Here is a 22,892-nt window from a genome sequence, read left to right as displayed (position 1 = left end):
TTTCAATATATAAATCTGGATGTCGTTCGATAGGCTTCGCCACGCCGACCTAATTTTTCCATCCATCTGCTTACATATTGCTTACATAGATGCTATGATCCAGCCGTGTAAGCAGATGGACGGTGAGAATGTGAAATGGCCAAACTGACAAAGAGAGCTGTGGACGCTTTGCAGGCACCGACATCGGCTCAAGCGTTCCTCTGGGATGGGGAATTGAAAGGTTTCGGCGTGCGGGTGACCAGGGCCGGAGTGAAAACCTTCATCATCCAGTATCGCAACGCGGCAGGAAAAAGCCGCCGCATCAATTTGGGGCGATACGGAACGCTGACCGTCGAACTCGCTCGCGACCAGGCCAAGATCAAACTCGGCGCTGTCGCTGCCGGCGAGGACCCCGCTGACGCGGAAGACAATCCTCGCGACCAGGTGACTGTTGCGACCCTGTGCGATTGGTATCTCAAGGAAGCCGAAGCCGGACGCATCCTCGGTCGTCGCAATCGCCCGATCAAGAAATCGACACTCGCGATGGATAAAAGCCGCATCGAAACGCACATCAAACCTCTCCTTGGCGCACGCCTCGCCCAGGGGCTCAAGGTGGCCGATATCGAGGGAATGCAGTCCGATATTGCGGCAGGGAAGACAGCGAAGCCGAAGGACAAGCGGCGCGGCGGCGCGACGACCGGCGGCCCCGGAGTTGCAGCAAGAACGGTCGCGACGTTGCAAGCGATCCTTGGCCATGCTGCCCGGTTGGACCAGATTGAAAATCATCCCAGTCGTGGCGCCCGAAAACTGGCTGGGCAAAAGAAGACACGGCGACTGAGTGTTGCCGAGATCCGGATGCTGGGCCTGGCGATGCGCCATGCCGAGCGGAACGGCGAGCATCCCGTCGCACTGGCGATCGTGCGCTTTCTCCTCCTTACCGGTTTTCGTATTTCTGAAGGTCAGGGCCTCAAGCGCGCATGGCTTCATGCCGATGCAGGCTATGTGAGTTTCCCCGACACCAAAGGGGACGCCCAAATCAGGTCTATCGGCCCCGCTGCCGCGAAACTGGCCGCCGGCCAGCCCTTTCGCCCGAATTGCCCTTATGTCTTTCCCGCCGATTTCGGCGACGGATATTTCACAGCTGCCAAAGCCTGCCTCTCGCGGCTGTGTGCGTCAGTTGGCATTGAGGGGATCACGCCTCACACCTTACGCCATACGTTCGGTAGCGTTGCCGGTGATCTCGGCTTTTCCGAGCTGACGATCCGCGCGCTTCTCGGCCACGCTGCACAGAGCGTCACCCAAGGGTACGTGCATATCGACGAAGCCTTGAAACTCGCCGTTACCCGTACCTGTGGTGAGATCGCCGCGCTGCTGGATTCCTCGGACGATCAGGCCCAGCACAGTCCGGCGGATCGAAAGGCTGCATGATTGTCATTTCGACGGTACGATGCCGGTCAGCATGGGCAAGGAGACTTGGGGCATTCCTGCCAACGCAAAGTGAGACGGCCGGTCACTCGCTGCGCCAATTTGCGAGGCTGACGGTGAGAATGCCCTATCACTTTTAGATCGCATTAATCAGGTCTTTGCCAACGCCAGCGAAGCCTACCCTCCTGCCGTCGAATTTTGCCTTCGTGACGCTCATCTTCGCTTGTAGATTAGCGATTTAACCGTACGAACGTGAAACGTACGGTATTTTCGCGTGGTACATGTGATGACAGTATTTCTCGTAGTGATGTTGGTCGCAGTCTCGATAGCCGCGGCCTATTATGCTCGCGAGACCCAACGGCTTAAAAGGCAAGGCACCATAGCTGCTGCGCCCGCAAACATTATCCCCACCTCTAATCCCGACGCCTACGAAGTCCTAGATATGTCCGTGGTGGACCACAGCGGTGCCGTTTTGATGAAGGTTGAGGAGATGGCATCCATGCCACTTTCCACGCGGCGCATTGATCGATCTGACGAACAGATAGGCAAAATAGCGCAACTAGCATCAGATCTGGTTAGCGGATCTGCGCGACTTCCTGGGAAAACAATCCGTCTCGTCTTCAAGCCCGAAATTGCGCAAGGGCTGAAAGATGGGACATATACGCTTATGAAAAGCAAATCTGGAGAGGTATTTGCGGACGCAGTGCAAGTGTCTTCCAGCGGAGCCAACCAGATTGTGGGGAAAGGGCGTATTGTTCAATCTGGACAGGCATCGCAGATCGCGGGTGGTGCCTTCATGCTTGTTAGCATCGCGGTAGCTCAAGCCCACTTAGCTGATATCGAGAGAAGCCTCGGAAGCATCAATCGTGCGCTATCTAATATTCAGCAGCACATGGAGAGCCAGGACGTCTCGAAGATAGCCGGAGCACTGAACTATCTAAAAGATATGCTCCCTTATTTGCGAGATTTGTCTGATCCAAATGCAATTTCTAGTGAAAAGTCTCACGCAATAGAGAATGTTATTAGGGAATCGCATGGATGGATTACTCTTGTCCAGCGAGATTTAATCAATCTTATTGGCAACATTTCCAAGATAGAATCCAAGGATACGTTGGGAACGCGTTATACTTATAACGAAATCATGGATCAGGTTCGAAAGATTGAACCTTTGGTGGCGCGTTATGAGATGTATTTGCAATTGGCCGCCGTCGCGCAAACCATTGTCAGTTACCTTGACCCGATGAATAGAAGATACTCAAGGCCGAGGATTATATCGGAAGAATGGTTGCCATCTATTGACGCCTTCAAAGAGGCCGTGTCTCAGAAGGTCAAAGAATTAATAAGCCATTCTTATGTTAATACTGATGAATTAATAAGCTTTAGAAGCGAAAATGTTCTTCGAATTGCGAAGGAAATTCATTTCAATGCATATTCCGTTTCGGAAAAATATAGCGACGCCATTTCAAGGTTGGATGGATTTGTTCAAGGGATGCTGACGAAAGCGGGGGATATGCAACTCGCAGTTCGTTACGACGATAATGGGCAAGTTCAGGACGCGGCATTCCTTACTCATTGAAAATGCCGCCTTGTGTAATTCATCGCTGCTGCATTCGTAAGAAATTGGCTCAGGCAGGAGCATCGATCAATGCACAGTGCAGAGTCAATCGGTCGCTCCCGCCATTATTGGAGCAGTTCGAAAACAAAGGCGGTCGTTGAACTGTTCGCGGGGCCAATTCGCCGGGTTAGTTTGACCCGGCACATTTCAGCGATCTTTCGTCCGCCGAGCGCCTGACAAACCGAAGGGAATGCATTGCGCAGCCTGAGACCGTCGTGAATCTTCCGCGCAGAAACTTCAACAAGGGGCTGACCAGCATTCCTGGCTGGGCCGAAAAACTTGCTTTCCGCATAGTCTCGAATGCGGTCGGCGGTATTCGGCCTTTCACCTGTATCTGCGGCTTCACAGGAAGCCACGGTCTCGGACAGATCGGACGGGGGCCGTCCCTTCGATGCAGATTGCATCGGAGCTGGAGCTGTTCCTCGACGATTCCATGACAGGCGAAAGCCACGGATAATCGCCGCTTCGAGCCCTTCGGCACCGGAAACCTTCCACCCATTCCACTCAAGGTCAGGCGGGCTCGCCACATATACATCGATGATTTCGCCGTTCGCGAGCGCGTTTCGGAGAACCCCGTTCAGGCGGATATTGGTTCGCTGGCTGATGCCAGGGCGACCGTACATATAGAGGCGCTGCGCGAGATTTTTTGACGCGACGCCAACATATCGCGCAGTTCCGGCCTGCACAAAAATGTAGACGCCGGGCTGCTTCGGGGCATTGCCGGCAAAAACCAGCGCTCCTTCAGGATTCAGCGCCCACCGGCCAGTGTGGACGAAACCCCCATCAGCGATCTGAGAGAGCAAGAGTTCGGGTAGCTCGTCCATCATGCCGGCTTGGCTTGCTTTGCCTGCGCCGGCTTCGCCTTGGCATTTTGCGTCGCACGAATCTGTATATGTCCGGCCTCGGTCCGGCGCGACTCGAACCCTCCTGCCTTTTCGACCAGATCGCTGAGCTTGCTCTGGCCGTAGCTTCTGGGGTCAAAATCAGAGGCAAGGGCTGCCAGGCGATGGCCTACCCGTCCAAGGGCAACCCATCCCGCCTCATCATCCAGCTGCGAAATTGCGGTTCGGATCAATGGCACCGCAGCGCTGGGCGGCTTTTTGACGCTGGCCGGACGCGTATCGGGCCGCTCCGGCTCATCCGACGCCGGTGCCTCTGGCAGCAGATTCTCCGTATAGATGAACCGGTGACATGCTTGGCGGAAGCTTTCGGGGGTCTTTTGCTCCCCAAAACCATAGACGTCGATGCCTTGTTCGCGGATACGCGACGCCAGACCGGTGAAGTCGCTGTCGGACGACACGAGACAAAAGCCATCGAATCGGCCGGTATGCAGCAGGTCCATCGCGTCGATGACCAAGGCGATGTCCGACGCATTTTTGCCGCTGGTATATGCGAAGCTTTGGTGGGCCTTAATGGCATGGGGCGAAAGAACGTCAGCCCAGGATTTCAGCCTGGTTCCCGAGAAATCGCCGTAGATCCGGCGAACGCTGGCTTCGCCTATTTTTGCAATTTCTTCGAATAGACGGGGCGCAATCCGCGAAGAGGCGTTATCAGCATCAATCAACACTGCAAGTCTGGGCGCGCGCGGTTCAGTAGCCATTGGCGCACCATGCCTCAATTTTCATTAATCAGCAGATAAAACTGTGCCAGAGCGTGTTTTTGGCCCGAATTTATGAAGGCGGAGGCTAACGACGTCCTTGTCTCGGGCAACCCTGAGCAGGCGCTTGGCTCTATCATGGGCAAACTCGGCTACCTCGAGCACCACGAGCGTGTAACCGTGTTGCGGCAATAAATCGCAACGCCGCTCGTCATATCGCCGGCGCTGCTCGCCACGAGACACTCCCGAGACCGTCGGTTTGTCATCGAAAAAGCCGACACGCTCGCGATGCTGGCGCTCATGATATTCCACGACGAGGTTGAGGCTTGGGTAAAAGCCATCGACAGGCAGGGCCTTGCGGCGGCCACGCCGATCTGGATCTCCGGTTAGAAATGGGAAGCAATGCTGACGCACGGCTCTCAAGCCTAGAAATTCGTCGCAGAGATCGAGCACATAGTGCTCATCGCGCAATGCTGCCTTGGGAACGGCGCGGGGAGCCTTTGTGGCCAAATGTTGCTTGAAGCCCCCTCCGCAAATCTGCGCCATGACCGTTTCCATGTCCTGATGCTGATTGCTTCCACGCATGGCCTCCCAACGACCGTTGTGCGGATGCCAGCCCAGACCCGCGGCTCGGAGGGCCGCACGGAAACGCTTCGGATCGATGCCATTGGCATTGGCCATATCGACGGCGGTGATCAGTTGGCCTGGAATTTCATGTCTCCCGCAATCTGGAGCACCGCTGATCTGCCGCAATTGAGCGCCCTATCAGTCCTGCGCCGTCGCACATGCCCCCATGGCGGGGCGATGCCGGTGCATGGGCGTTAGGCCGCTAGGACTTGGGTGATCCCGCACAAATCTTCCGGGGAATATTGGACGTCGGAGGCAAACGAGTAAACGGTGCGGACGCGACTGCCATCCCAAACGAACTTGAAGTGATCGCGTTGAACGGCGCGCTCCAGCACGTCGCCCTTGAGCACGCTCACGCAAAGGCCTGACGGTCGCTCGGCAGGCCGGAAAAGAATGCCATCGAAGCCCGCTTCTGCAATCTTGCGGCCACGACGGCGCCGTTCGGCAAGATCAAGCTCGGGATCCCAGTCACGCCCATCGACAAACCGTCCCTTCACCTTCCGCGAGAGTTCGCGCATTTCTAGGCCGATCGGCGCTTCACCAGTCTTGCTGAGGAACGTTTCGCGCTTTCGGATCGAGATCGCCAATGCCGTTTGCATATCCGCGGCCAGTTCGAGCGCGGGGCGATCCGCGTCGAAGAAACGCGTACCATCCGGGTTCGGGTAGGTGAATGGCGCGTGGTTCCAGTTTTGCAGAAGCGGACCATTTCCGTCCACGACTTGCGCCCCATTCATCAGGCGATCCCGTTCGCGTAAGCGCGGATTGGTCAGCGATTCAATCTCGGCCAGCGCATGGCTGCGATCATTTGCGACACGGGCGAACACGTCGATGGTGGGGAAGCGCGATGGAATGAGCGTGAAGAAGGGCTGCTCGACATCTTCCGCGATGAATTCATCCGCCACGTTGCGCATCCACATATTGTCTCACGCGATAAATATCCATCACCTGGCCGCCGCGCATGACATCAAGGGCACTTTGCCCGTTGAACTGGGCATTGGGTCGGCGAATCCAACCATCGGCAGCGCGAGTGTCGGGCAACAGAATCTCGAGCGCTTTGTGAATCGCCAGTAGGTGGGAAACGCGTTCAACCGTGTCACGCGGGAGCGACCCGCCATCCTTCTTCCATTTGAAAAAGGTCGATCGACCGGGTGATCCGAGCAGTAGCAACTGGTCCTCGGTCGACAGCTGCCATAATTCCGCCAGCCCCTGGAATGCCTCCATTGCCGCCGGAATCGCGGACCGCCCCTCGCCCGCTTGGGCGGTGGGTTCGAGCTTAACCACGCATAATTCTCCCTCTCATACAGATTTGGACTTGAAACGCAAATTAGTCCCGATATAGATAGTCCACATCGGGACTCGATGGCGATCCTAGTCCATGGTGGATTCGGGATCAAGAGTCAGCAGAATATGGAGCACCGTTATGGCCAAGGGCCACGACAAATTTCAGTTCAGCGTCAACGGTGCCCTTCATGGCACCGGAGACAAAGTCTTGGACGGTAGCCAGATCCGCGAGATTGCGGGGCTGGAACCTGCCAGCGATTTCGTTCTGATCCAGATTGAAGGCGGCCTTGCCCGCTCGATCAGTATTGAGGAGGAGGTCAAGTTCGCCAGCGGCGAGATTGCGGTCTTCCTCTCGTTCACCAGCGACCGCACCTACAACTTCACCGTCAACGAGCGGGGCTGGGAATGGGGTTCCCCGACGATCCTCGCCGCCGACATCTATCGCTATGGCGAGATCGACGAAGAACTTGAGCTCATCCTCGACAGCGCAGGCGATGCCATCATCCCGAGCGATGGTGAGGTCTCGCTGGATGGCGCTGGGGTCGAACGGATCCGCAGCCGTGAGCCCAAAATGGTAACCATCAAGGTCAATGGACGCCCCAGGACCGTGGAAAAGCGCCCGCACAGCTACCGGGAGATCGCGGCGATCGCATATCCCAACCCCGACTTTGAGAACTTCAACTACACGATCACCTATCTCCACGGCGTCCATGGCGCCGAGGGCGATCTCGTCGAGGGCGAGACCATTCAGGTGAAGAAAGGGATGGTCTTCAATGTCCGCCGCTCTGATAAGTCGTGATCCCCATCTCAAGCGCCTCGCTGACGAGGGCTTCGAGATCGAGGTGCGTAACAGCCACTTGATCGTGCGGAGCGTTCCGCACGTCACGGTTGACGGGAATTTGGCAAGGGGCGTGCTCACCTGCGCCCTGTCGCTCGACGGCACGGGCCTTACGGCAACGCCGCAGGGCGATCACACGATGTATTTCGCAGGCGGGACGCCGTGCCATCGCAACGGCGCCCCCATGGGGAACATCATCAACAATTCCCAGAAACAGCGCTGCGGCGAAATGGACGTGGATCACTATCTCTCGTCCAAGCCCGAGGTCACCCACCGGTACGAGAATATCTATGACAAGGTGGTCGCCTATGAGCGCTTGATCGGCGGCGCCGCCCGGTCTCTTGATCGGACGGCCAACGCCCGGACCCATGCCAAGGCGATGATCGCCAATGACGATAGCCCGTTTGCCATTCCCGATTCCGCCTCGGCCCGCTATCGGATCGGCGGCGTGAACCGCAAGCTGAAGGGGCGGGTCGCGATCATTGGCCTGGGGGGAACCGGATCGTTTCTGCTCGACCTGCTGGCAAAGACCTGGGTCACCGAAATCCATCTTTATGATGGCGACCAGCTCTTAAACCACAATCTGTTCCGGTCGCCTGGCTCACCCGAGCCGGAACTGCTCAAGGATTTCCCGTACAAGGTCGCCTATTACGCGCAGGTCTATGCCCGGATGCATACCGGCATCACCCCGCATCCTGTTTGCGTGACGGCGGCCAATGTGGACGAGCTGGCAGGCTTCGATTTCGTGTTCGTCTGCGTCGATAAGGGGTCTTCACGCCGTGAGATAGCCGAGGGATTGCTTCAGTTGGAGATCCCCTTCGTCGACACAGGGATCGGAGTAGGGCTGGAAGAGGATTGTCTTGATGGCTGCGCCCGAGCAACCTTCATCCGCCCCGGCACGGCCTGGTCCGAGGTCGAACGGCTGCTGCCGTTCGGCGATGACAAGGAGGACGACGACCTCTACCGGACAGATATTCAGATCGCGGCTGTCAATTCGCTCAACGCCATCATGGCGATCATGCGATGGAAGCGCTGGACGAACTATTTCCGCGACGAACGGAACGAGGTGAACTCGGTGTACATGATCGAGGGAAACAACATCTCGAACAGGGCTGCCTAATGGCCCGGGTCGATAGGCTTCAAACCGTGTTCGTGGATGAGATACCTGAGGTTCTCGAAGACGGGATCCTGTATGTCTCGGAGGAATGCTGCGTCGCGTTGCATAATTGTGCATGTGGGTGCGGGGAAGAAGTGTCCACGCCTCTCGTGCGCACCGAATATCGACTGACGATGGAAGGGGATGCAGCATCGATCTGGCCTTCGATCGGCAATCACGACTTCGCTTGCGCTTCACATTATGTGATCAAGCAGGGCAAGATCCTTTGGGCGGGCAGAATGTCTCGCGGTGCTATCGAGGCGGGACGGGAGCGTGATCGTAGGCTCAAGCGGCCGCCTGCGCCAAAGCCGGCGCCCATCGGCATGCCGACGCCAACGCCCGTGCCGCCGCCCAGAACTGGTTTGGTCCAACGCACCCTTACTTGGATCAAGGCAATCTGCCGCAAGCTGATCGGCCGAGAATAATGTTCTGCGGCGAGGTTCTCTAACCTCGCCGCAACGCATACTGGCGATCCGGTGTGATCGGACGTCATTCACTCGGTCGGTAGTGGGACTAGCGCTGCGGTCGTCTTGCAGGAAGGGTAAGCTGAGCAAGCCAGGAACGGCTGATACGCGCCGCCGGAGCGGACAACCATCAATCCGTCGCCGCAGGTGGGACAGGCATCTCCGGCTGATATCGGATGGGTGATCCTCACCCGGTTGGATGGCGGGGGCGCGGCAGAACCCTCCCCTGAAACATTGCGTTTGAAATCGCACCGGGGGTGGGTGCTGCACGCTTCGAACGGGCCATATTGGCCATCGTACCGCCTCATCGTACCCTCGCCGCACTTCGGGCACGGGGTCAGAACCCCTCCCTCAGTTTCCACCTCTATCGCGCCAGACTTCGCCAATTCGCTCAGGAAGCGCGAAGGCGAGTCTGTCTGGGTGTAGATGCGTACCTGGCGGCGCGCCCGGGTCAGTGCGACGTAAAAGAGGCGGCGCTCCTCGGCCAACGGATAGGGATCGGGTTCGGGCATCGCGATCTGTAGGACCGGATCGTCGGTAATCTGGCTTGGAAAGCCCATCATCCCCTCGACGACGTTGAGGAGCATCACATAGTCCGCTTCGAGGCCCTTGGAGGAATGGACCGTGCGGTACTCGATACTCAGAAACTCGCCAAAGCGCCGTTGCCAGCGCCGCCAGCCACGGGGTTCGTCATTGTTGTACCGGCCGAGCATCATCACGCTGATGCGGCCGTCGACGTCCGGGCTCAGCCGGCCGTCCCGCGCAAAGTCGTACATGCTTTGCAGATCCTGCTCGAGCCGTTCCTGCGCCAAAGCAGGCGTTTCCGCGGCGAAGGCATGCAGCGCCTTTTTCGCATAGAGGTTCGTCGTCTCGACCGCCTTTTTGATCTGCCGGGGATTGGCTTGAACAAAAGTGCTTGAGGCCTCGCATAATTGCGCAGGACAGCGGAACGTCGTGTTCAGCATGAGCCGGGTCGAATGATCAAATACCTTATCGAACTCGGTCATGACCGCGATATCGGCTCCGGCAAATCGATTGATACCCTGCCAATCATCGCCGACGACACACAGATGCGCCTCTTCGCCGGCGTTCTTCAACAGAGCCTTCAACATGCGCACCTTGGCCCGTGAGGTGTCCTGAAATTCATCCGCCAGCACCATCAAATAGGGGCTGGCGAACCTGCCACTCTCGATATGCTCGATCGCCATCAGCAGCATGTCATCGAAATCGATACAGTCAGCCTCACGCAGCCGCCGTTCCCACTCGTTCGCTATCCGTTCGAAAAGTGTCAGGAACCGGGCTGAGCGGTCGGCATGATCCTGCGCATCCTTGGCAGCTGCATCCCGGAGCTGCTCGTGGGAAAGACCGTTGCTTTTGACGTGCTGCTGGAAAATTCGGATTGTCGCAGCGAGCTGCTCGGTGGTGATAGGGCGCTGGCCTTTGGCCGGCCGGTCAGGATCATATTGGAGGGTGATCCCGCTCCGTTTCAGCTCATCTGCAAGGCCTGCAAAGCCGGCCGCTCCCCTGATCCCGTGAGAGGTGGTCTCGAAGAGCCGCGTGCCCTTCTCGGCATGAAGTTCGCGTTTCCAGTGGACCCCGCTGACATAGTCGCCACCGAAATGTGGCGGCGCCTGCCCCTTATCGTCGAGCGCGAAATGCTCGTGATAGAGGCTGATCTCCGGGTAGAAAAAGTCGGGACGATACTGTCGATGATGTTCGGTGGCGGTATCATGCTCATAGGGACGTTCGTACTGGTAGAGGACTCCATGATAGAAGAGCCAGTCGGCGATCATCCGCTCCTCTTCGCTTTTGACGATTTCGCCATTGGCCGTGAGAATGCCTCGCCTGCCGTCGCGATAGGCGTTGGCCTGCACAGGCTCGTTCCATGAACCAATGTTTCGGCCAAAAACCGTGCGAAACAGATCCCAGTCGTGACGGAATTTATCATCGCCGGACCGCAGGTCATCGATGATCTCGACGATCATGGCTCCATCCCGGCCCGGCTCGGCCCATTCAGCGAGCGAAGGCTTGCGCCCCGTTGCCTTGCCGATCACGCTTAGACCAAAGGCATTGAACGTCTTGACGGTCACAGCATCGACGCCATCGAATCCTGCCAGCCTGGCCTTGATTCTGGCCTGGAGTTCTTCAGCAACGGCCCGGTTGAAGGCGAGTACGAGAATCTGCTCGGGCTGTACCAGGTCTTCGTGAAGCGCATAGCCGACCCTCGCCACCATGGTCGATGTCTTGCCCGACCCCGCCGCGGCCACGATTTGTACCGCATCGTCCATGCAGATGCAGCCGTCCATCTGATCATCGGTGAGCGGGTTCTTCTCGACCGTGTCGAAGAAGGGTTTCAGCCGTTCCTTTTGCTTCGCCAGATAGGCGACATTGTGCGCGGCAAATTCGGTGAGCAATTCCTGCTCGACGCGATCCCCACCCATCCAGGATAAGGAGATGTCAGAGCGCTTGGGCGGCGGAAAGCGAGCAATGATGCGCGATGCCATGCTTTTGGGGATCCAGCGTGAGCGATCGACGGCGGGCTCCCAGTTGGTGCGCCATTGCGCGACCTTGGCAGGAAAGTCCTCACGCGGGCCGGGCGCCGGGCGCGGGCTTTGTGGCTTCGTCTTGTTGTTGCCGAAGAGACCGCCGGCAAGGAGGGCGGCGCCGATGATCCATTCGATCATGTGCGCCTCCGGCCGGGGACGAGGCGTGCGCGCAGGGTGAGCGTGTCGCCGCTCGCCACGGCACCGTTTTCCGGCGCCGCGAGTCGTTTGAAATCAATGTCGTTTCGTCTCTGCACCAGACCATATAGTCATAGCACAGTTCCAAAGTCGTTATGTCCCGGCGTCTTCGGCGTCATCCGATCCATGGTCCGAGGTGTTTGTCGGCAACCCGTCGATCGCCGCGACCGCGTCCATGAGCTGACGGCGGAGGCCGGCAAGACCGACTGCCACGACGAGATCCTGGCGATCCGCAAGCGCAAGCACCGTGCGCAGGATGAGATCGGAATGGCGCATAAGAATGACCAGATTCTCGGCGCTTGGACTGTTTTTCCCCTCGAACCAGTTGCGCACGGCACGCTCGTTGGAGCGGGTCAGTTGCGCGATCGTCTTGAGGGCTGAGGGCGTGTTGCCGAACTCTTCCTTGAGGGCTCCGGCGATGGCCATCGCCAGCGGTTCCGTGAAGGAGGAGGTAGGAAATATTATTCCACTTCTGGACTGAAGTTTTCGGTCTTTCTTGGAAAACGACATTCTGGCTCACTCCCAATACAGTTGGTGGGAAGTCGAGCCTGTCCGCTTGCGGTCAACGAAAGCAGTCGGTGTCATGAACTCTACGGAGATAATTGCCGCAGAAGCCGTACCGCGCGAACCTGTCCGCGCCGCGCAATATGTCCGTATGTCGACAGAACATCAGAAATATTCGACCGAGAACCAAGCCGAGGTCATCGCTCAATATGCCGCCCGGCGGGGGTTCGAGATCGTCAAGACCTATGAGGATTCGGGCAAGAGCGGCCTGCGTCTCGACGGACGGCGATCGCTCCAGCAGCTGATTGCCGATGTGCGGAGCGGCCAGACCGACTTCAAGGCCATCCTCGTCTATGACGTGAGCCGGTGGGGTCGATTTCAGGATGCCGACGAGAGCGCCTATTATGAGTTTATCTGCCGCGAGGCTGGCATCACCGTTCAATATTGCGCGGAACAGTTCGAGAATGACGGCAGCCTGAGCGCGACGATCATCAAGAGCATGAAGCGCGCGATGGCCGGTGAATATAGCCGCGAACTGTCGGTCAAGGTCTTTACCGGGCAATGCCGTCTTATCCGGTTGGGGTTTCGGCAAGGCGGCGCTGCGGGTTTCGGATTGCGGCGTTATCTCGTCGATGAGCACCGGCAGCCCAAGGCCGTGCTCAGTCGCGGTGAGCAGAAGAGCCTGCAAACCGACCGCGTCATTTTGAAACCCGGCCCTCCCGAAGAGGTCGAGGTGGTTCGGCGGCTCTACCGGATGTTCGTGGTGCAACGGCGGACGGAAACCGAGATCGCCGCAGCACTGAACGAGGAAGGCATTCTTACCGATCTCGGCCGTCCCTGGACACGCGGCACGGTTCATCAGGTACTGACCAACGAGAAGTATATCGGCAACAATGTCTATATTCCTATGCGGAAGTCGCCGCCAAGGTCGATTTCTCTGTCGAATATGTGAGCGCCATTTGCCTGCTGCTCGATCGGGGCGAGGAAAAGCTGATCGCGGCGGTCGATCGCGGGGTCATCCCGCACACGATCGCAATGGAAATCGCCAGGGCCAAGGATGGCGAGGTCCAGCAAGCGCTGGCGCAGGCCTATGAGGAGAAGGCCATTCCGGGCAATCAGGTTCTGGCTATTCGCAAGATCATCGATCAGCGCAACACCAGCGGCAAACAGCTCCACAAGCGCGGTTCACGTCCAGGGCGGGTACAGCGGCCGGTGACCTCCGAAGGCCTCATCCGTGCCTATCAGCGGGAGACTGAGCGGCAAAAGCTCCTCATCAAGCGCGCCTCGCTGGCGCGCAGCCGTTTGCTGTTCGTTGCCAATGCGATGCGGCGCCTCCTGGCCAACGAGCATTTTGTGACGTTGCTGCGAGCCGAAGGCCTCAGCACGCTCCCGCGCGCGCTCGCCGAGCGCATCGAACCGGCATAGGTGAGCCATGGTGGATCCTGTGAAAATCGCCTTCGAGCGCAAGATCATCATCCAGCCGATCGCCGATCTCCTCCCGACCAAGGGTTTGCCGGCGGGGGTGCGCGAGACGGTTAAATATCGCCGGATCGCCGCGTCTGTCGCCGAGGTCGGGTTGATCGAACCCCTTTCGATCGCCCGGCAGAAAGGAGGCGGGGGCTATTTGCTGCTCGATGGCCATATGCGGCTCGATGCCCTGCGATTTCTGGGCGCGACCGAGGCGGCCTGCGTCGTGGCCGACGACGATGAGGCGTTCACCTACAACAAGCGCGTGAACCGTCTCGCGACGATCCAGGAGCATTACATGATCGTGCGCGCGCTTGATCGCGGCGTGCCCGAGGAGAAGCTGGCGCGGGCGCTTAATGTCGATGTGAAGGTCATCCGGCAGCGGCGTCACCTGCTGGCCGGGATCAGCGCGGATGTCGCCGAGCTGCTCAAGGACAAGCCGGTTGGGCATCATGCCTTCCAGAAGCTGCGCAAGATGAAGCCTATCCGGCAGCTTGAGGTCGCCGAGCTCATGGTGTCGGCGAACAATTACACGGTGAGCTATGCCAAGGCCCTGCTCGCGACATCAAAGCCTGCCGACTTGCACAAGCCCGACGAGCTGAAGAAAGCGACGGGCCTTTCCGCCGAGCAGATGGCCAGGCTTGAACGCGAGATGGCCTCGGTGAGCGAGGATTATAAGGAGCTCGAGGCGTCCTATGGCGATGACATGCTGGTGCTAGTGGTTGCCTCGGGCTTTATCGAACGGCTCCTTTCCAAGCCCGAGATCGAGGGCTTTCTGGAGCGCCGTCATCCAGAGTTTCTGGAGAATTTCCGCGCCATTGTTCAGGCCACATCGCTCGACCAGTCGACGTCGGCCTGACGGTAAGAAGCATATGGGGACCGGGACCCAAAAGCGCCGGGACCGTCGGAGAAGCCGTCGTATGGGGCGGATCAAGGACGGCGGCGGGGATGGCGGCGAACCCGCTCGGAGCCCGCTAGGTCAGCCGTCATAGGGCTGGCTGCTTGCCGTGATTACGGCATGATGGTCCAAGGAGCGCGCAGATGGCAGCTGCCCATCGGCGCGCTCCAAAATGACCTTTGGAATTATCGCGCATGTGAGATGAGAGATAATTCTTGCCCATCACGTCCATCAGTGGGATTATCGCGCATCTGAAATGCGAGATAATTCCATGACGATCCATCTGGTTGGCGAGACGATCGATGCCAAGCGCGCGCACCAGCGCGCGCAAGCCGGCGAGCTCGTGCAGCTCGTGCGGGGCATATATGTCGATCACGATGTCGATGCAGACGCCGCCATAATGAACCATGCGATCCGCATCGCCCACTATCTTTATCCCCATGCCTACCTGTCGTCGGCGAGCGCCGTGCTGCTTGCGCCGACACCCGACGGCCGGCTCTTTATCAGCGGCAGGCGCAACCAGCGCACGAGGCTGCGCAGCCTGGAGATCGTTCAGAACGAAGCGCCGCCGCATCCTTCGACCGCCTCAGCGGTGATCGGCGACGAACTGGGCGAGTTGCGCATCGACGCATCCTCACCCCGGCAGCGTTTTCTGGAAGCCTTTCGTCTGCGCAGCGAGCATGCCAGCGCCATTACTGCCGAAATGCGCGTCCAGATGGCCGCGCGCCTCGTCGAGGAGCACGGCTCGCCCAAGGATGCCGCCGATGCAGTCTGGGCGCTGGCGCGCGAAAATGGCTGGTATCGCGAAGGCGAAGGCGCTGAACGCTTCCTCCTGGCGCAGCCGGGCACATCCAAAGCGCCCGTCAACAAAGCGGCGCTGGATCTGATGATCGCCTGGCACGGCGAGCCGCTCGGCCGCCTGATTCATGACGGCTTTGAATGGCGCTGGAAGCCGGCTCGGCGTTCAGGACCGGCGCTCGTCCGGGAGACAACACCCGGGAAGCTCCCGGCATTTGTCGAATCCCTGTTACCGGAAGGCTGGCTCGCCCAGGTGCTTCACGAGCGCGATGAGCGCGAGGCGTTGAAGCGTGGGCGGCGTTATATGTCGAACATCACAGTGGTCGAGGCCCGCGACGAGCTGGCGGCGCTACCGGCGGACATTCTCACGACGAGGCTGAACGGCTTTATCGACGCAGGGCGCTTCACCGGTCGCTATGATGGCCCGGCACGCGGCGCGATCGAGGAGAGTTTCGAGCAGAACCTCGCGCGCATATTCGCTCGCGCGGAAACGCCGCGCCTGTCGGGTGTCCAGATCAAGGCGCCGATGCATCTGGCGTCCGATGGCGCGCTCCTCCCGGCCATCGATCTGCCATTTACCCATATCCTCAAGCCGGCAGGCACCGCTGGCTTCGAGATGCTGCCGATCGTGGAATGGCTCTGCCTTCAACTTGGCCGAGCGGCCGGCTTCGCGGCGCCTGACGTCGCCCTGACGGCGATGCCCGATGGCATGGCCCCAGCCCTCGTCGTGGAGCGGTTCGACATCCGCCAGGGACCGGACGATCAAAGGCGGATCGCGCTTGAGGATTTCTGTTCGATCCTGGATCTTCCCGCCTCGGCCAAATATGATGGGACGATAGAGCGGATGGCGCGCGGACTGCGGCCGCTGTCGACCGACCCTGCGGCCGATCTCGATATTCTCTTTCGCCGCGCGGTTTTCGCCTGGCTGATCGCCGATGGCGACATGCACCTCAAAAACCTCGCGCTGCTCAAAATCGCTGAACCGGACGCCAAGGCCTTCACCTCGGTTCGTTTCGCCCCGCTTTATGATGCGGTCACGACGCGGGTATTCCCGGGTCTCGGCGGCGATCGCATGGCGCTCAAGCTCAACGGCAAGGATGATCGGCTGACGCGCCGAGATTTCATGACGCTGGCGCGCACCATCGGCCTGCCCCAGAGCGATGCGGAGGCGGCGATTGCCGAATTGACGGGCAGCCTCGCCCAAGCCGTCGAAACCGTCAGGCTACCGGCTTTTGCAGCGGAGGCCGAGGCCGCTGCTACCGTCCAGGGCCAGATATTGGCCATCGTCGGCGAGCGCTGCACTGCGCTCGCCGACGATGCGGGTTAGCTTACGGCTGAAGCTGGATTTGAAGCTCGGCCAGGTCTTCTGCGCTCATGTCCGAGCCCAGAAGGGAGTGCAGATATTCCAGCAAATCTTCCTGCCGTGGCTGACCGAAGGCTAGACGATAGAGGGTCAGGCTCCGTTTGAGCCATTCCAATCGGCGCACCTCGCGGCTGAATGGCAGCGTTGGAACGCGCCGTTCAACCTTAACCGGTCCCTCATAGATCCAATAGGGGATGAGGTCGGAATCGACCGCAGCTTCAGCGCGCGCGGCGTTGAACATGGCCTGCCAAGGGTCACCCTTGTCCGCGCCTGCACCGCGCACGACATCGGTTTGATTAAACGCCAGATTGAGCCGGATTGCATGGCCCTTGAAGCGATGAACCCGTCCCTCGCGCTGTTCGAGATCAACCGGATTGCCGGGCAGGTTCCAATGGTAAAGCCGATAGCAGTAGGGGTGAAAATCGAGCCCCTCCTGGCCGACCGATGTGGTCGCCAAAGCGAAGGGACGAAACGGCGAGTTGAAGGCATCGCGAACGCTGCCCAACCGTGCCGCGCCGCCTTCCTCGTCCTTATAGTCGGACAACCGCATGGCGAAGCGTCCGCGCATCTGGAACTTACCGATAACGAGCTTCTTGCCTTCGACGCGCGGGTCTTCCACATCGATCTGCGAAGGCCGGATCGAAAGCGCGTCTGAGATCGCCCGGCTGATCCCGGCAATCCGATCTGCGGACGGGCGTGCGCCAAGCCCTTCGGCGTCAACGAGATAATGGACATATTCGTCGAGGACGGCCTGGAGATTGTGCTCGGCGCTGAAAGTCAGCACGCGATGCCAGTAGCGATCGTCATCGCCCTTGCGCAGCAGTGCGACGGCATCGTGCTGGTTGAATAGCGTGCGAAATCCCCAAGCGATCTGGCTCGCGGCGTTGAGCAGCCGATGGTCGTCCAGTGCCATGTCGGGCGCGACCCGTTGCAAGGCTCGCAAGGCACACACGGCAGGGCTTCCGAGCGCGATGTCGGTGAGAAGATCGATGAGCGTGTCGGGCACTGCACCAAACAGCCTGTCACCGGCAGCGGTGCGAAGTTCGGCAACATGCTCCTTGAAGCCTTCTTCATTGCCAAGCGCGGCAAAGCCATAGGACGTTGTCACCCAGGAGACCGAGCGCGCACCCGCGACCGCGTCAATCACGGCGGGTGCGGCCCATTCCCAATCGCGGCCGTCCGATGCGTCTCCCGTCCGAGCCTCGAGTGCCGCCACGCTTGCACGCAGACGTTCGGCGACAGCCTGACGCATCGCCTCATAGGTCAGCCGTTGGGTGGTCTGACCGAAGATTTCTCGGGGGTCGGCAAGCTGCGCGAGTGTTGGCGAGGGATAAACAAGATGCAGCGCGCGCATCGCGACCAGGCGCTCCTGTGCTTGTCGGAACTGAATGGGGCGTGGGCGCACTCGGTCGAAATAGCGGTGCCCCGTGGCACCGACACCCATGCGGCGTTCCGCTTCATATGATAGGATCGCTGCGATCGCATCGGGCACCATCGACCATGACGAAAAGATCAGCGCCTTGGTAAGCGGCGCCCCCTTCCGCTCTGGTCCATAATAGGGCAGCGAAGGCGGGATCCAAAGATGCTGTTCGAGATCGTCCGCGAACATCTCGTCCATCAGCCCGCGCATGCGGCCATTGGCAGGTTCCAATGGCGCATAATTGGCGAGCGCCTCGTGATCGAGCATCGCTGGCCGGGCCTGCTCCAGGGCTTCGCGCAGTTCGGGCGCAGGTTTGTCTAGCTTATCCCTCAGAAGGCGTTTGAGCGCATAATCGCGCATGAAATTGAGGAGATAGGGCGCCGATTTCCAATACTCGGTAATTTCCGGCGCTTCGAGCGCGCGGGCGACGTCGGAAACGACGGTTGCCTGGCGAAGATCGGCAGGTTGTATGGAGATGGTCATCGGCGGTTCGCTGACCATGGAATCTCGCTCGATCGTACTCGCCACCCGTTCAGTGCGTGCAATCACCCGCCGCAGGCGGCCCTCGATCGTCTGGCGGGCCGTGATGGCTTCTGGACGGGATCCGGGCAGCGCGTGGAGGAAGCCGCGAAACGCCCGCATCTCGCGTTCCAGCGTCTGGGCGATTTCAGGTCCATTGGCCTTGCCGTAAAGGAAGGAGAGCGTTTCGAGAAAATCACGATAATGCTCGCCGTCATCGGGTTCATCGCCGGAAAGAGTGAGCATCCGATAAGGGGTAGCCGACAGCAGCAAGGTACGTGCGCCAAGGCCTGAACCATCGGAATAGTCGAACAGCTCCTGAGCCAGTTCGGCCGCAGGCGTCTTGCCATGGAGGAGATCGCGAAACCGCTGAAACTCGTCCATGATGATCAGATCCGGCTTCAGGGCGTCGATACACGCATGGGAAAGCTTTCCGCGCAGACGTCCGACCAGCGCGTTTCGCCGCTGGTTAAGCTCGTGAGGATAGGTCTCCCGGCGCCGGGGAAAGAGGTCGCATACCGCCTCCAGTTCCTCGAATAGATCAGTGTCTGCTTCGACATCACGGCGGAAGCGTTCGACAATCCGCGGGTCAACACCCTTGAGCGACAGGTCGCTCACGGCGCCGTTCCATCCCGTGACGCCGGCGCTCACCTGAAGCAGATTGTGCAGACCACGCGGCCTGGAAACGCGGTCCTCCAACATCCGCAGCAAAAGTGCGCGTTCCTGGGTTACACCGGTGGTTGATTTCAGATCGAATGTCGTGCCCGGCGTCAGGCTGATGAAATTCACCTTATTGGCATCGAGGCCCTGGTCGCCGCGGACTTGCAACGGGATGAGGGTCATGCGTGTGGGGAGCGCCAATTCCTTACGGCCAAGGACGTTGAGGCGGTTGAGATTCTGTGCGGCAATGGCCTGGTTTGAGCAGATGTAAAGAATGTCGATGCGGTCGGTCGTGTCCCAGAGTTTTTCGATCGTTCGCGCAATGACGCCGCGTGCAACCATCGTCTTGCCCAGGCCTACCTCATCGGCGACGAGAAACTGCCTGACAGGATCCTGCTCTCCGTAAAGCCGGTCAAACACATAATCGACAGTCCGACGCTGGAAGGCCTTGAGCGGCGCCAGCGCGGCAGCAGCTTCAAATCTGCTATCTGGCACGGCCGTCTCCCCGATCCTGTAGTGCGATACGAAATGCTTCCCAGAGTGTGCGGAATTCCGGCGGAATTGGATTGCCCACGGGGTCTTCCCCGCCGGCCTCCAGCCGGGTCATCAGGCGCTCGATGGCATGAAGACGCTCGCCGCCCCGGCAGAGCGCGCGGACCATGTCTTCTAATAGCGGCGCATCGTCGGCGGCCGCTTCCCATCCGCCACCTCCGCCGCCTTCCTGTGCCGCCAGAGCCGCACCGAAGGGATCGCCCAGCTCCGAGAGGAGGAGGCGCAGATAGCGGAAAAACGCACCCCGGCTATCAATGACCCAGCGAAGGATGGCTGCGTGCCGTTCGGACGGGAGCCCATCCATAACGAGCCCCGTACTAAACAATGCGGATGCAAGGCCGTCCTCGGCCTCCAGGCGAAAGGCGAGAAACCGGGTAAGATCGACCAAGGGCATGGCTCCCAAATCGACCGCAACACCCTCGCGCAGGGCGGCTAAGCCATCGCGGGCATGCCCATCGCCGCGGGTAATCGGCCATATGCTGAGCGCGGCCACGCCTGCGAGCACGATAGGCTCAACGGGGATCAGCCAGACCCGCCACAACGCCTCGCTGTCCTGGTCTTCGATCCGCTCGCACCGCAGACGTAATCCGCCACGGCACAAAGCGCGGCGGGCTTCGTCAAGCCGCAACTCGGCCGATTTGGTGGCCGCATCGACAGGGGCCAATTCGCTGCGTTCATAGGTCCGGGTAAGCCGGCCAAAGCCTTTCTCGCCCATGATGTCATCGACGCTGCCAACCTTGGAACGCTTACCCTTGAGCGAAGCGAAGAGTTCGACATTGTTGCCTGAAATAAGTGCCGGACGGGTCGCGTTGCCCGATCCCACGGTAAGCACGGTGTCCCAACTCACCTCTGCGATGAATGCCTTGGCGTGAAGGCCCTGAATCGCATTGGGCGAGGCGTCCTCCTCACCATCCTCACTGGCGGCCATTTCATCGAGCACGGCCACCTGTTCAAAGCGCTCCAGGACATCCGCATCGATACATGCCAGCTCGTCGGGCCGGCTTAGCAGTCTCGGCTCGGCCCGTGATAAGTTACGGAGCAGTTCAAGGGCCTGGCCGTCGCAGAATGGCGAAATGATGCCGAGCCGTGCGCATGGCTCCGGCTGCCAGACCTTGTTGCTGAAACCGTTTACCGCAAAACGAACCTCATCGAACCGCTCGGGAAGCGTCCACTCGGCGCGTCGCAGATCCTGTGCCACCGAATTTGTCAGTTCCCGCGCATCTTGCGAGACCTCGGTAACCGCAAGGTCCGGCAAGCTGTTGACGAGGTCGAACAGCGGCCGGTTCTCGGCATCGACCCGTCGTGTAAGTTTGCCATCGAGGCGGAGCGAGATGTCCCACGAACGGTCGCGCGTCAGGTTCCGGGAAAGAATAAGCAGGCGCAGCAGGGTCGGATCGCCCGCTCGGATCGGACGATAGCGCAGCGCCCAGAGTTTGGGATGAAATGCGCCACCGCGAGGCGCTGCGACTTCGACAATGATACGCTCCAACAAAGAGCAAAGGCGAGAGTGAGGTCGTCCCTGGGCGTGAAGGTGCCCGGCATCGGCATAAACGACGAGCCTGCCGGCAATCCGTTCCGCACCTTCTAGCAGGGCGAGTGGATGGGTCAGAATATCATCGCGATTTTCAGCCGCGAACAGAGCCAGGCTGACCGGCGCTGCGAGCGCAGTCTCAAAGTCGAGCGAGAAAGTGGTCGCGACGGCGGCATCGAAAACATAGCCCGGCGGCGGTTGAAGGCTGTCGCCGTAGAGCACGCGGGTTTCGGGATCGAGGGTGGGCCTATTCAACATGGGCCAGATCCCGCAGATGTGAGTGGGCTTGCGACCAGCGGAAGCTGAGCGGCTCGGCACCTGATGCGCCAGTCCACCTGTCCCGCACGGCTCGGTTCACGAAGCGCGACTGATTGGTTTTGAGCCGCCGTTCGCGCTCCTGCACGAGGCGGCTAGCCGGCGCCGTCAGGCTGTCCCCGATACCTTCGGAGGTCAGTAATCCCAACCAGTCGGTAACGAACCGTTTGGCCGCAGGTCGAATGCCATGTGCCGGATGCTCAATGGCCTGCCAAAATGCGTCGAGCGACCAGGCGCGGATGGCCGCCATGTCGAGGCCCGCACGCCAGTCGGCCAGCCTTGTCTCATAGCGTTCGATCCATTCGGATCGATCCCGCAGCCTGCTAAGCAGCAAATTGTAAAGAAGCGACGCTCCGTGCATCACGCTGGAAAAAAGCGCCGCGTGCTCGACCAGGCGGCGGGGAACGGCAGGGAAATTGGCAAGCTGGGGATGTTCCCAGATGTTGTCGCACTCTGCCTCGCCGTCACCGCTACGGGCCAAAAAGGTCAGCAAGCTGTCCGGGTGAGTGGCGACCAGTCGATCGACGACAAACTGCGCTTCGTCCGAGGAGAGCTTGAAATGCGCCGCATCGAGCAGATCGTTGGGACACTGCGGCAGCGTCGGCGTCCAGATCTGCAAGGCCTGGCGTTCGGATGCCGCATCCTCGCTTTCGCGCACGCGCGGGCGGCTGCGCTGAAGGTGGCGCATCGAGGTAAAGAGATTGTCAGTCGAACCGGGAAATAAGCGTATGCCCCAGCTCCCCAAGCCGGCCCAATAGACCGAACTGGGCAGGCGCTGGAGGTTCGCGCCGGCATCGCGGCCGATGACCCCATTCGATTCCCCGCCAGCCTTGAGCGCGTTGACGAGCCGGATCTCCAGCGATCTTGCTTCGCGGGCGAGCTGATCCGAACCGACCGATGATCCTTCGATCATCTGAAACAGCCAGGGAATGAACAGCATATAGCGCAGCCGGGTCTGGATTGTGCTGGTCCCGGGAAAGAGATGGTCGGCAATGGAATCGCGAATGGCACCCAGTCCCAGTTCGTCGCGAGTTTCGCGTTCCTGGAAAAGCTCCATGATCCGCTGGGCGCGCTGCCGCTCAGCTTCGTCGAAATCTATCCAAGCTAGTGACGACATCCTGCTTTGATGCCTTTTTATCGAT

At 59.7% G+C, this 22,892-nt stretch carries 19 protein-coding genes; 9 read left to right on the top strand and 10 right to left on the bottom strand.

Features of this window, described 5'->3' with window-relative positions; all coding sequences use genetic code 11:
* Nucleotides 1–135: 135 nt before the first annotated feature.
* Both SCLO_RS14075 and SCLO_RS14070 read left to right on the top strand, forming a co-directional pair.
* Complete coding sequence (locus SCLO_RS14075; protein WP_066519847.1) at nucleotides 136–1,407, top strand: tyrosine-type recombinase/integrase; 1,272 nt, start codon at nucleotides 136–138, stop codon at nucleotides 1,405–1,407.
* 283 nt (nucleotides 1,408–1,690) lie between these two features.
* Nucleotides 1,691–2,980: a hypothetical protein gene (locus SCLO_RS14070; protein ID WP_123905517.1), complete on the top strand. Its 1,290-nt coding sequence runs from the start codon at nucleotides 1,691–1,693 to the stop codon at nucleotides 2,978–2,980.
* Nucleotides 2,981–3,084: 104 nt separating this feature from the next.
* On the opposite strand, the gene SCLO_RS14065 is transcribed toward SCLO_RS14070, so the two are convergent.
* The 5 genes from SCLO_RS14065 to SCLO_RS14045 all read right to left on the bottom strand — a co-directional run bounded on the left by SCLO_RS14065 (nucleotide 3,085) and on the right by SCLO_RS14045 (nucleotide 6,524).
* A complete protein-coding gene (locus SCLO_RS14065) occupies nucleotides 3,085–3,846 on the bottom strand; it encodes a GIY-YIG nuclease family protein (protein WP_083949150.1) in 762 nt (253 codons plus the stop codon).
* Nucleotides 3,843–4,619 (bottom strand): NYN domain-containing protein, encoded by a 777-nt coding sequence (locus SCLO_RS14060; RefSeq protein ID WP_066519853.1) that lies wholly within the window; start codon nucleotides 4,617–4,619, stop codon nucleotides 3,843–3,845. The genes SCLO_RS14065 and SCLO_RS14060 overlap by 4 nt, the downstream gene beginning before the upstream one ends.
* Nucleotides 4,620–4,643: 24 nt before the next feature.
* Entirely contained in the window at nucleotides 4,644–5,369 is a 726-nt protein-coding gene (locus SCLO_RS23660; protein ID WP_197705106.1) for a hypothetical protein, read from the bottom strand.
* Nucleotides 5,370–5,437: 68 nt separating this feature from the next.
* Nucleotides 5,438–6,160, bottom strand: a complete 723-nt coding sequence (locus SCLO_RS14050; RefSeq protein ID WP_066519858.1) for an RES family NAD+ phosphorylase — start codon at nucleotides 6,158–6,160, stop codon at nucleotides 5,438–5,440.
* Nucleotides 6,135–6,524 carry an MbcA/ParS/Xre antitoxin family protein gene (locus tag SCLO_RS14045; RefSeq protein WP_096362149.1) on the bottom strand — a complete coding sequence of 130 codons (390 nt, stop codon included), beginning with the start codon at nucleotides 6,522–6,524 and terminating at the stop codon, nucleotides 6,135–6,137. The genes SCLO_RS14050 and SCLO_RS14045 overlap by 26 nt, the downstream gene beginning before the upstream one ends.
* A gap of 139 nt (nucleotides 6,525–6,663) precedes the next feature.
* Here SCLO_RS14045 and SCLO_RS14040 point away from each other — a divergent pair, with 139 nt between their 5' ends.
* The 3 genes from SCLO_RS14040 to SCLO_RS14030 are packed head-to-tail and all read left to right on the top strand — an operon-like array spanning nucleotide 6,664 to nucleotide 8,943.
* Nucleotides 6,664–7,323 (top strand): multiubiquitin domain-containing protein, encoded by a 660-nt coding sequence (locus SCLO_RS14040; protein WP_066519860.1) that lies wholly within the window; start codon nucleotides 6,664–6,666, stop codon nucleotides 7,321–7,323.
* Nucleotides 7,298–8,482, top strand: a complete 1,185-nt coding sequence (locus SCLO_RS14035) for a ThiF family adenylyltransferase (protein WP_066519862.1) — start codon at nucleotides 7,298–7,300, stop codon at nucleotides 8,480–8,482. Before SCLO_RS14040 ends, SCLO_RS14035 begins: the two co-directional genes overlap by 26 nt.
* On the top strand, nucleotides 8,482–8,943 hold the full coding sequence (locus tag SCLO_RS14030) for a DUF6527 family protein (RefSeq protein ID WP_197705105.1): 462 nt from the start codon (nucleotides 8,482–8,484) through the stop codon (nucleotides 8,941–8,943). Before SCLO_RS14035 ends, SCLO_RS14030 begins: the two co-directional genes overlap by 1 nt.
* A 68-nt stretch (nucleotides 8,944–9,011) precedes the next feature.
* Here SCLO_RS14030 and SCLO_RS14025 read toward each other — a convergent pair whose 3' ends face one another.
* Both SCLO_RS14025 and SCLO_RS14020 read right to left on the bottom strand, forming a co-directional pair.
* Entirely contained in the window at nucleotides 9,012–11,666 is a 2,655-nt protein-coding gene (locus SCLO_RS14025; RefSeq protein WP_066519864.1) for a UvrD-helicase domain-containing protein, read from the bottom strand.
* Between the two features lie 150 nt (nucleotides 11,667–11,816).
* Nucleotides 11,817–12,149, bottom strand: coding sequence for a hypothetical protein (locus tag SCLO_RS14020; RefSeq protein WP_231923242.1), 333 nt, complete (start codon nucleotides 12,147–12,149; stop codon nucleotides 11,817–11,819).
* 157 nt (nucleotides 12,150–12,306) lie between these two features.
* Here SCLO_RS14020 and SCLO_RS14015 point away from each other — a divergent pair, with 157 nt between their 5' ends.
* From SCLO_RS14015 to SCLO_RS14000, 4 genes are all read left to right on the top strand, one after another.
* Complete coding sequence (locus tag SCLO_RS14015) at nucleotides 12,307–13,179, top strand: recombinase family protein (protein ID WP_306304823.1); 873 nt, start codon at nucleotides 12,307–12,309, stop codon at nucleotides 13,177–13,179.
* Nucleotides 13,176–13,652: a plasmid partitioning protein RepB C-terminal domain-containing protein gene (locus SCLO_RS14010; protein WP_231923241.1), complete on the top strand. Its 477-nt coding sequence runs from the start codon at nucleotides 13,176–13,178 to the stop codon at nucleotides 13,650–13,652. Before SCLO_RS14015 ends, SCLO_RS14010 begins: the two co-directional genes overlap by 4 nt.
* Nucleotides 13,653–13,671: 19 nt before the next feature.
* A complete protein-coding gene (locus tag SCLO_RS14005; protein ID WP_231923240.1) occupies nucleotides 13,672–14,553 on the top strand; it encodes a plasmid partitioning protein RepB C-terminal domain-containing protein in 882 nt (293 codons plus the stop codon).
* Between the two features lie 310 nt (nucleotides 14,554–14,863).
* Entirely contained in the window at nucleotides 14,864–16,717 is a 1,854-nt protein-coding gene (locus SCLO_RS14000; protein WP_066519871.1) for a HipA domain-containing protein, read from the top strand.
* Nucleotide 16,718: 1 nt separating this feature from the next.
* Here the strand turns inward: SCLO_RS14000 and SCLO_RS13995 are convergent, their stop codons facing one another.
* From SCLO_RS13995 to SCLO_RS13985, 3 genes are read right to left on the bottom strand one after another with little or no spacing between them, the layout of a single operon-like run.
* On the bottom strand, nucleotides 16,719–19,847 hold the full coding sequence (locus tag SCLO_RS13995; protein WP_066519874.1) for a P-loop NTPase family protein: 3,129 nt from the start codon (nucleotides 19,845–19,847) through the stop codon (nucleotides 16,719–16,721).
* Nucleotides 19,837–21,693 carry a phospholipase D family protein gene (locus SCLO_RS13990; RefSeq protein ID WP_066519875.1) on the bottom strand — a complete coding sequence of 619 codons (1,857 nt, stop codon included), beginning with the start codon at nucleotides 21,691–21,693 and terminating at the stop codon, nucleotides 19,837–19,839. Before SCLO_RS13990 ends, SCLO_RS13995 begins: the two co-directional genes overlap by 11 nt.
* Complete coding sequence (locus tag SCLO_RS13985; RefSeq protein WP_066519877.1) at nucleotides 21,683–22,867, bottom strand: DUF6361 family protein; 1,185 nt, start codon at nucleotides 22,865–22,867, stop codon at nucleotides 21,683–21,685. Before SCLO_RS13985 ends, SCLO_RS13990 begins: the two co-directional genes overlap by 11 nt.
* Nucleotides 22,868–22,892: the final 25 nt, after the last annotated feature.

The organism is Sphingobium cloacae (genome assembly GCF_002355855.1).
Classification (GTDB): domain Bacteria; phylum Pseudomonadota; class Alphaproteobacteria; order Sphingomonadales; family Sphingomonadaceae; genus Sphingobium; species Sphingobium cloacae.
Note: the sequence above shows the minus strand (reverse complement) of the source record. Positions and strands in the feature narration are given on the sequence as shown.

Coding starts and splice junctions, on each gene's coding strand:
- SCLO_RS14075 (WP_066519847.1), top strand. CDS start 136: ATGGCCAAACTGACAAAGAGAGCTGTGGACGCTTTGCAGGCACCGACA.
- SCLO_RS14000 (WP_066519871.1), top strand. CDS start 14,864: ATGACGATCCATCTGGTTGGCGAGACGATCGATGCCAAGCGCGCGCAC.
- SCLO_RS14015 (WP_306304823.1), top strand. CDS start 12,307: ATGAACTCTACGGAGATAATTGCCGCAGAAGCCGTACCGCGCGAACCT.
- SCLO_RS14060 (WP_066519853.1), bottom strand. CDS start 4,619: ATGGCTACTGAACCGCGCGCGCCCAGACTTGCAGTGTTGATTGATGCT.
- SCLO_RS14030 (WP_197705105.1), top strand. CDS start 8,482: ATGGCCCGGGTCGATAGGCTTCAAACCGTGTTCGTGGATGAGATACCT.
- SCLO_RS14020 (WP_231923242.1), bottom strand. CDS start 12,149: ATGGCCATCGCCGGAGCCCTCAAGGAAGAGTTCGGCAACACGCCCTCA.
- SCLO_RS14040 (WP_066519860.1), top strand. CDS start 6,664: ATGGCCAAGGGCCACGACAAATTTCAGTTCAGCGTCAACGGTGCCCTT.
- SCLO_RS13990 (WP_066519875.1), bottom strand. CDS start 21,693: ATGTTGAATAGGCCCACCCTCGATCCCGAAACCCGCGTGCTCTACGGC.
- SCLO_RS13985 (WP_066519877.1), bottom strand. CDS start 22,867: ATGTCGTCACTAGCTTGGATAGATTTCGACGAAGCTGAGCGGCAGCGC.
- SCLO_RS14035 (WP_066519862.1), top strand. CDS start 7,298: ATGTCCGCCGCTCTGATAAGTCGTGATCCCCATCTCAAGCGCCTCGCT.
- SCLO_RS14025 (WP_066519864.1), bottom strand. CDS start 11,666: ATGATCGAATGGATCATCGGCGCCGCCCTCCTTGCCGGCGGTCTCTTC.
- SCLO_RS14070 (WP_123905517.1), top strand. CDS start 1,691: ATGACAGTATTTCTCGTAGTGATGTTGGTCGCAGTCTCGATAGCCGCG.
- SCLO_RS14065 (WP_083949150.1), bottom strand. CDS start 3,846: ATGATGGACGAGCTACCCGAACTCTTGCTCTCTCAGATCGCTGATGGG.
- SCLO_RS14050 (WP_066519858.1), bottom strand. CDS start 6,160: ATGTGGATGCGCAACGTGGCGGATGAATTCATCGCGGAAGATGTCGAG.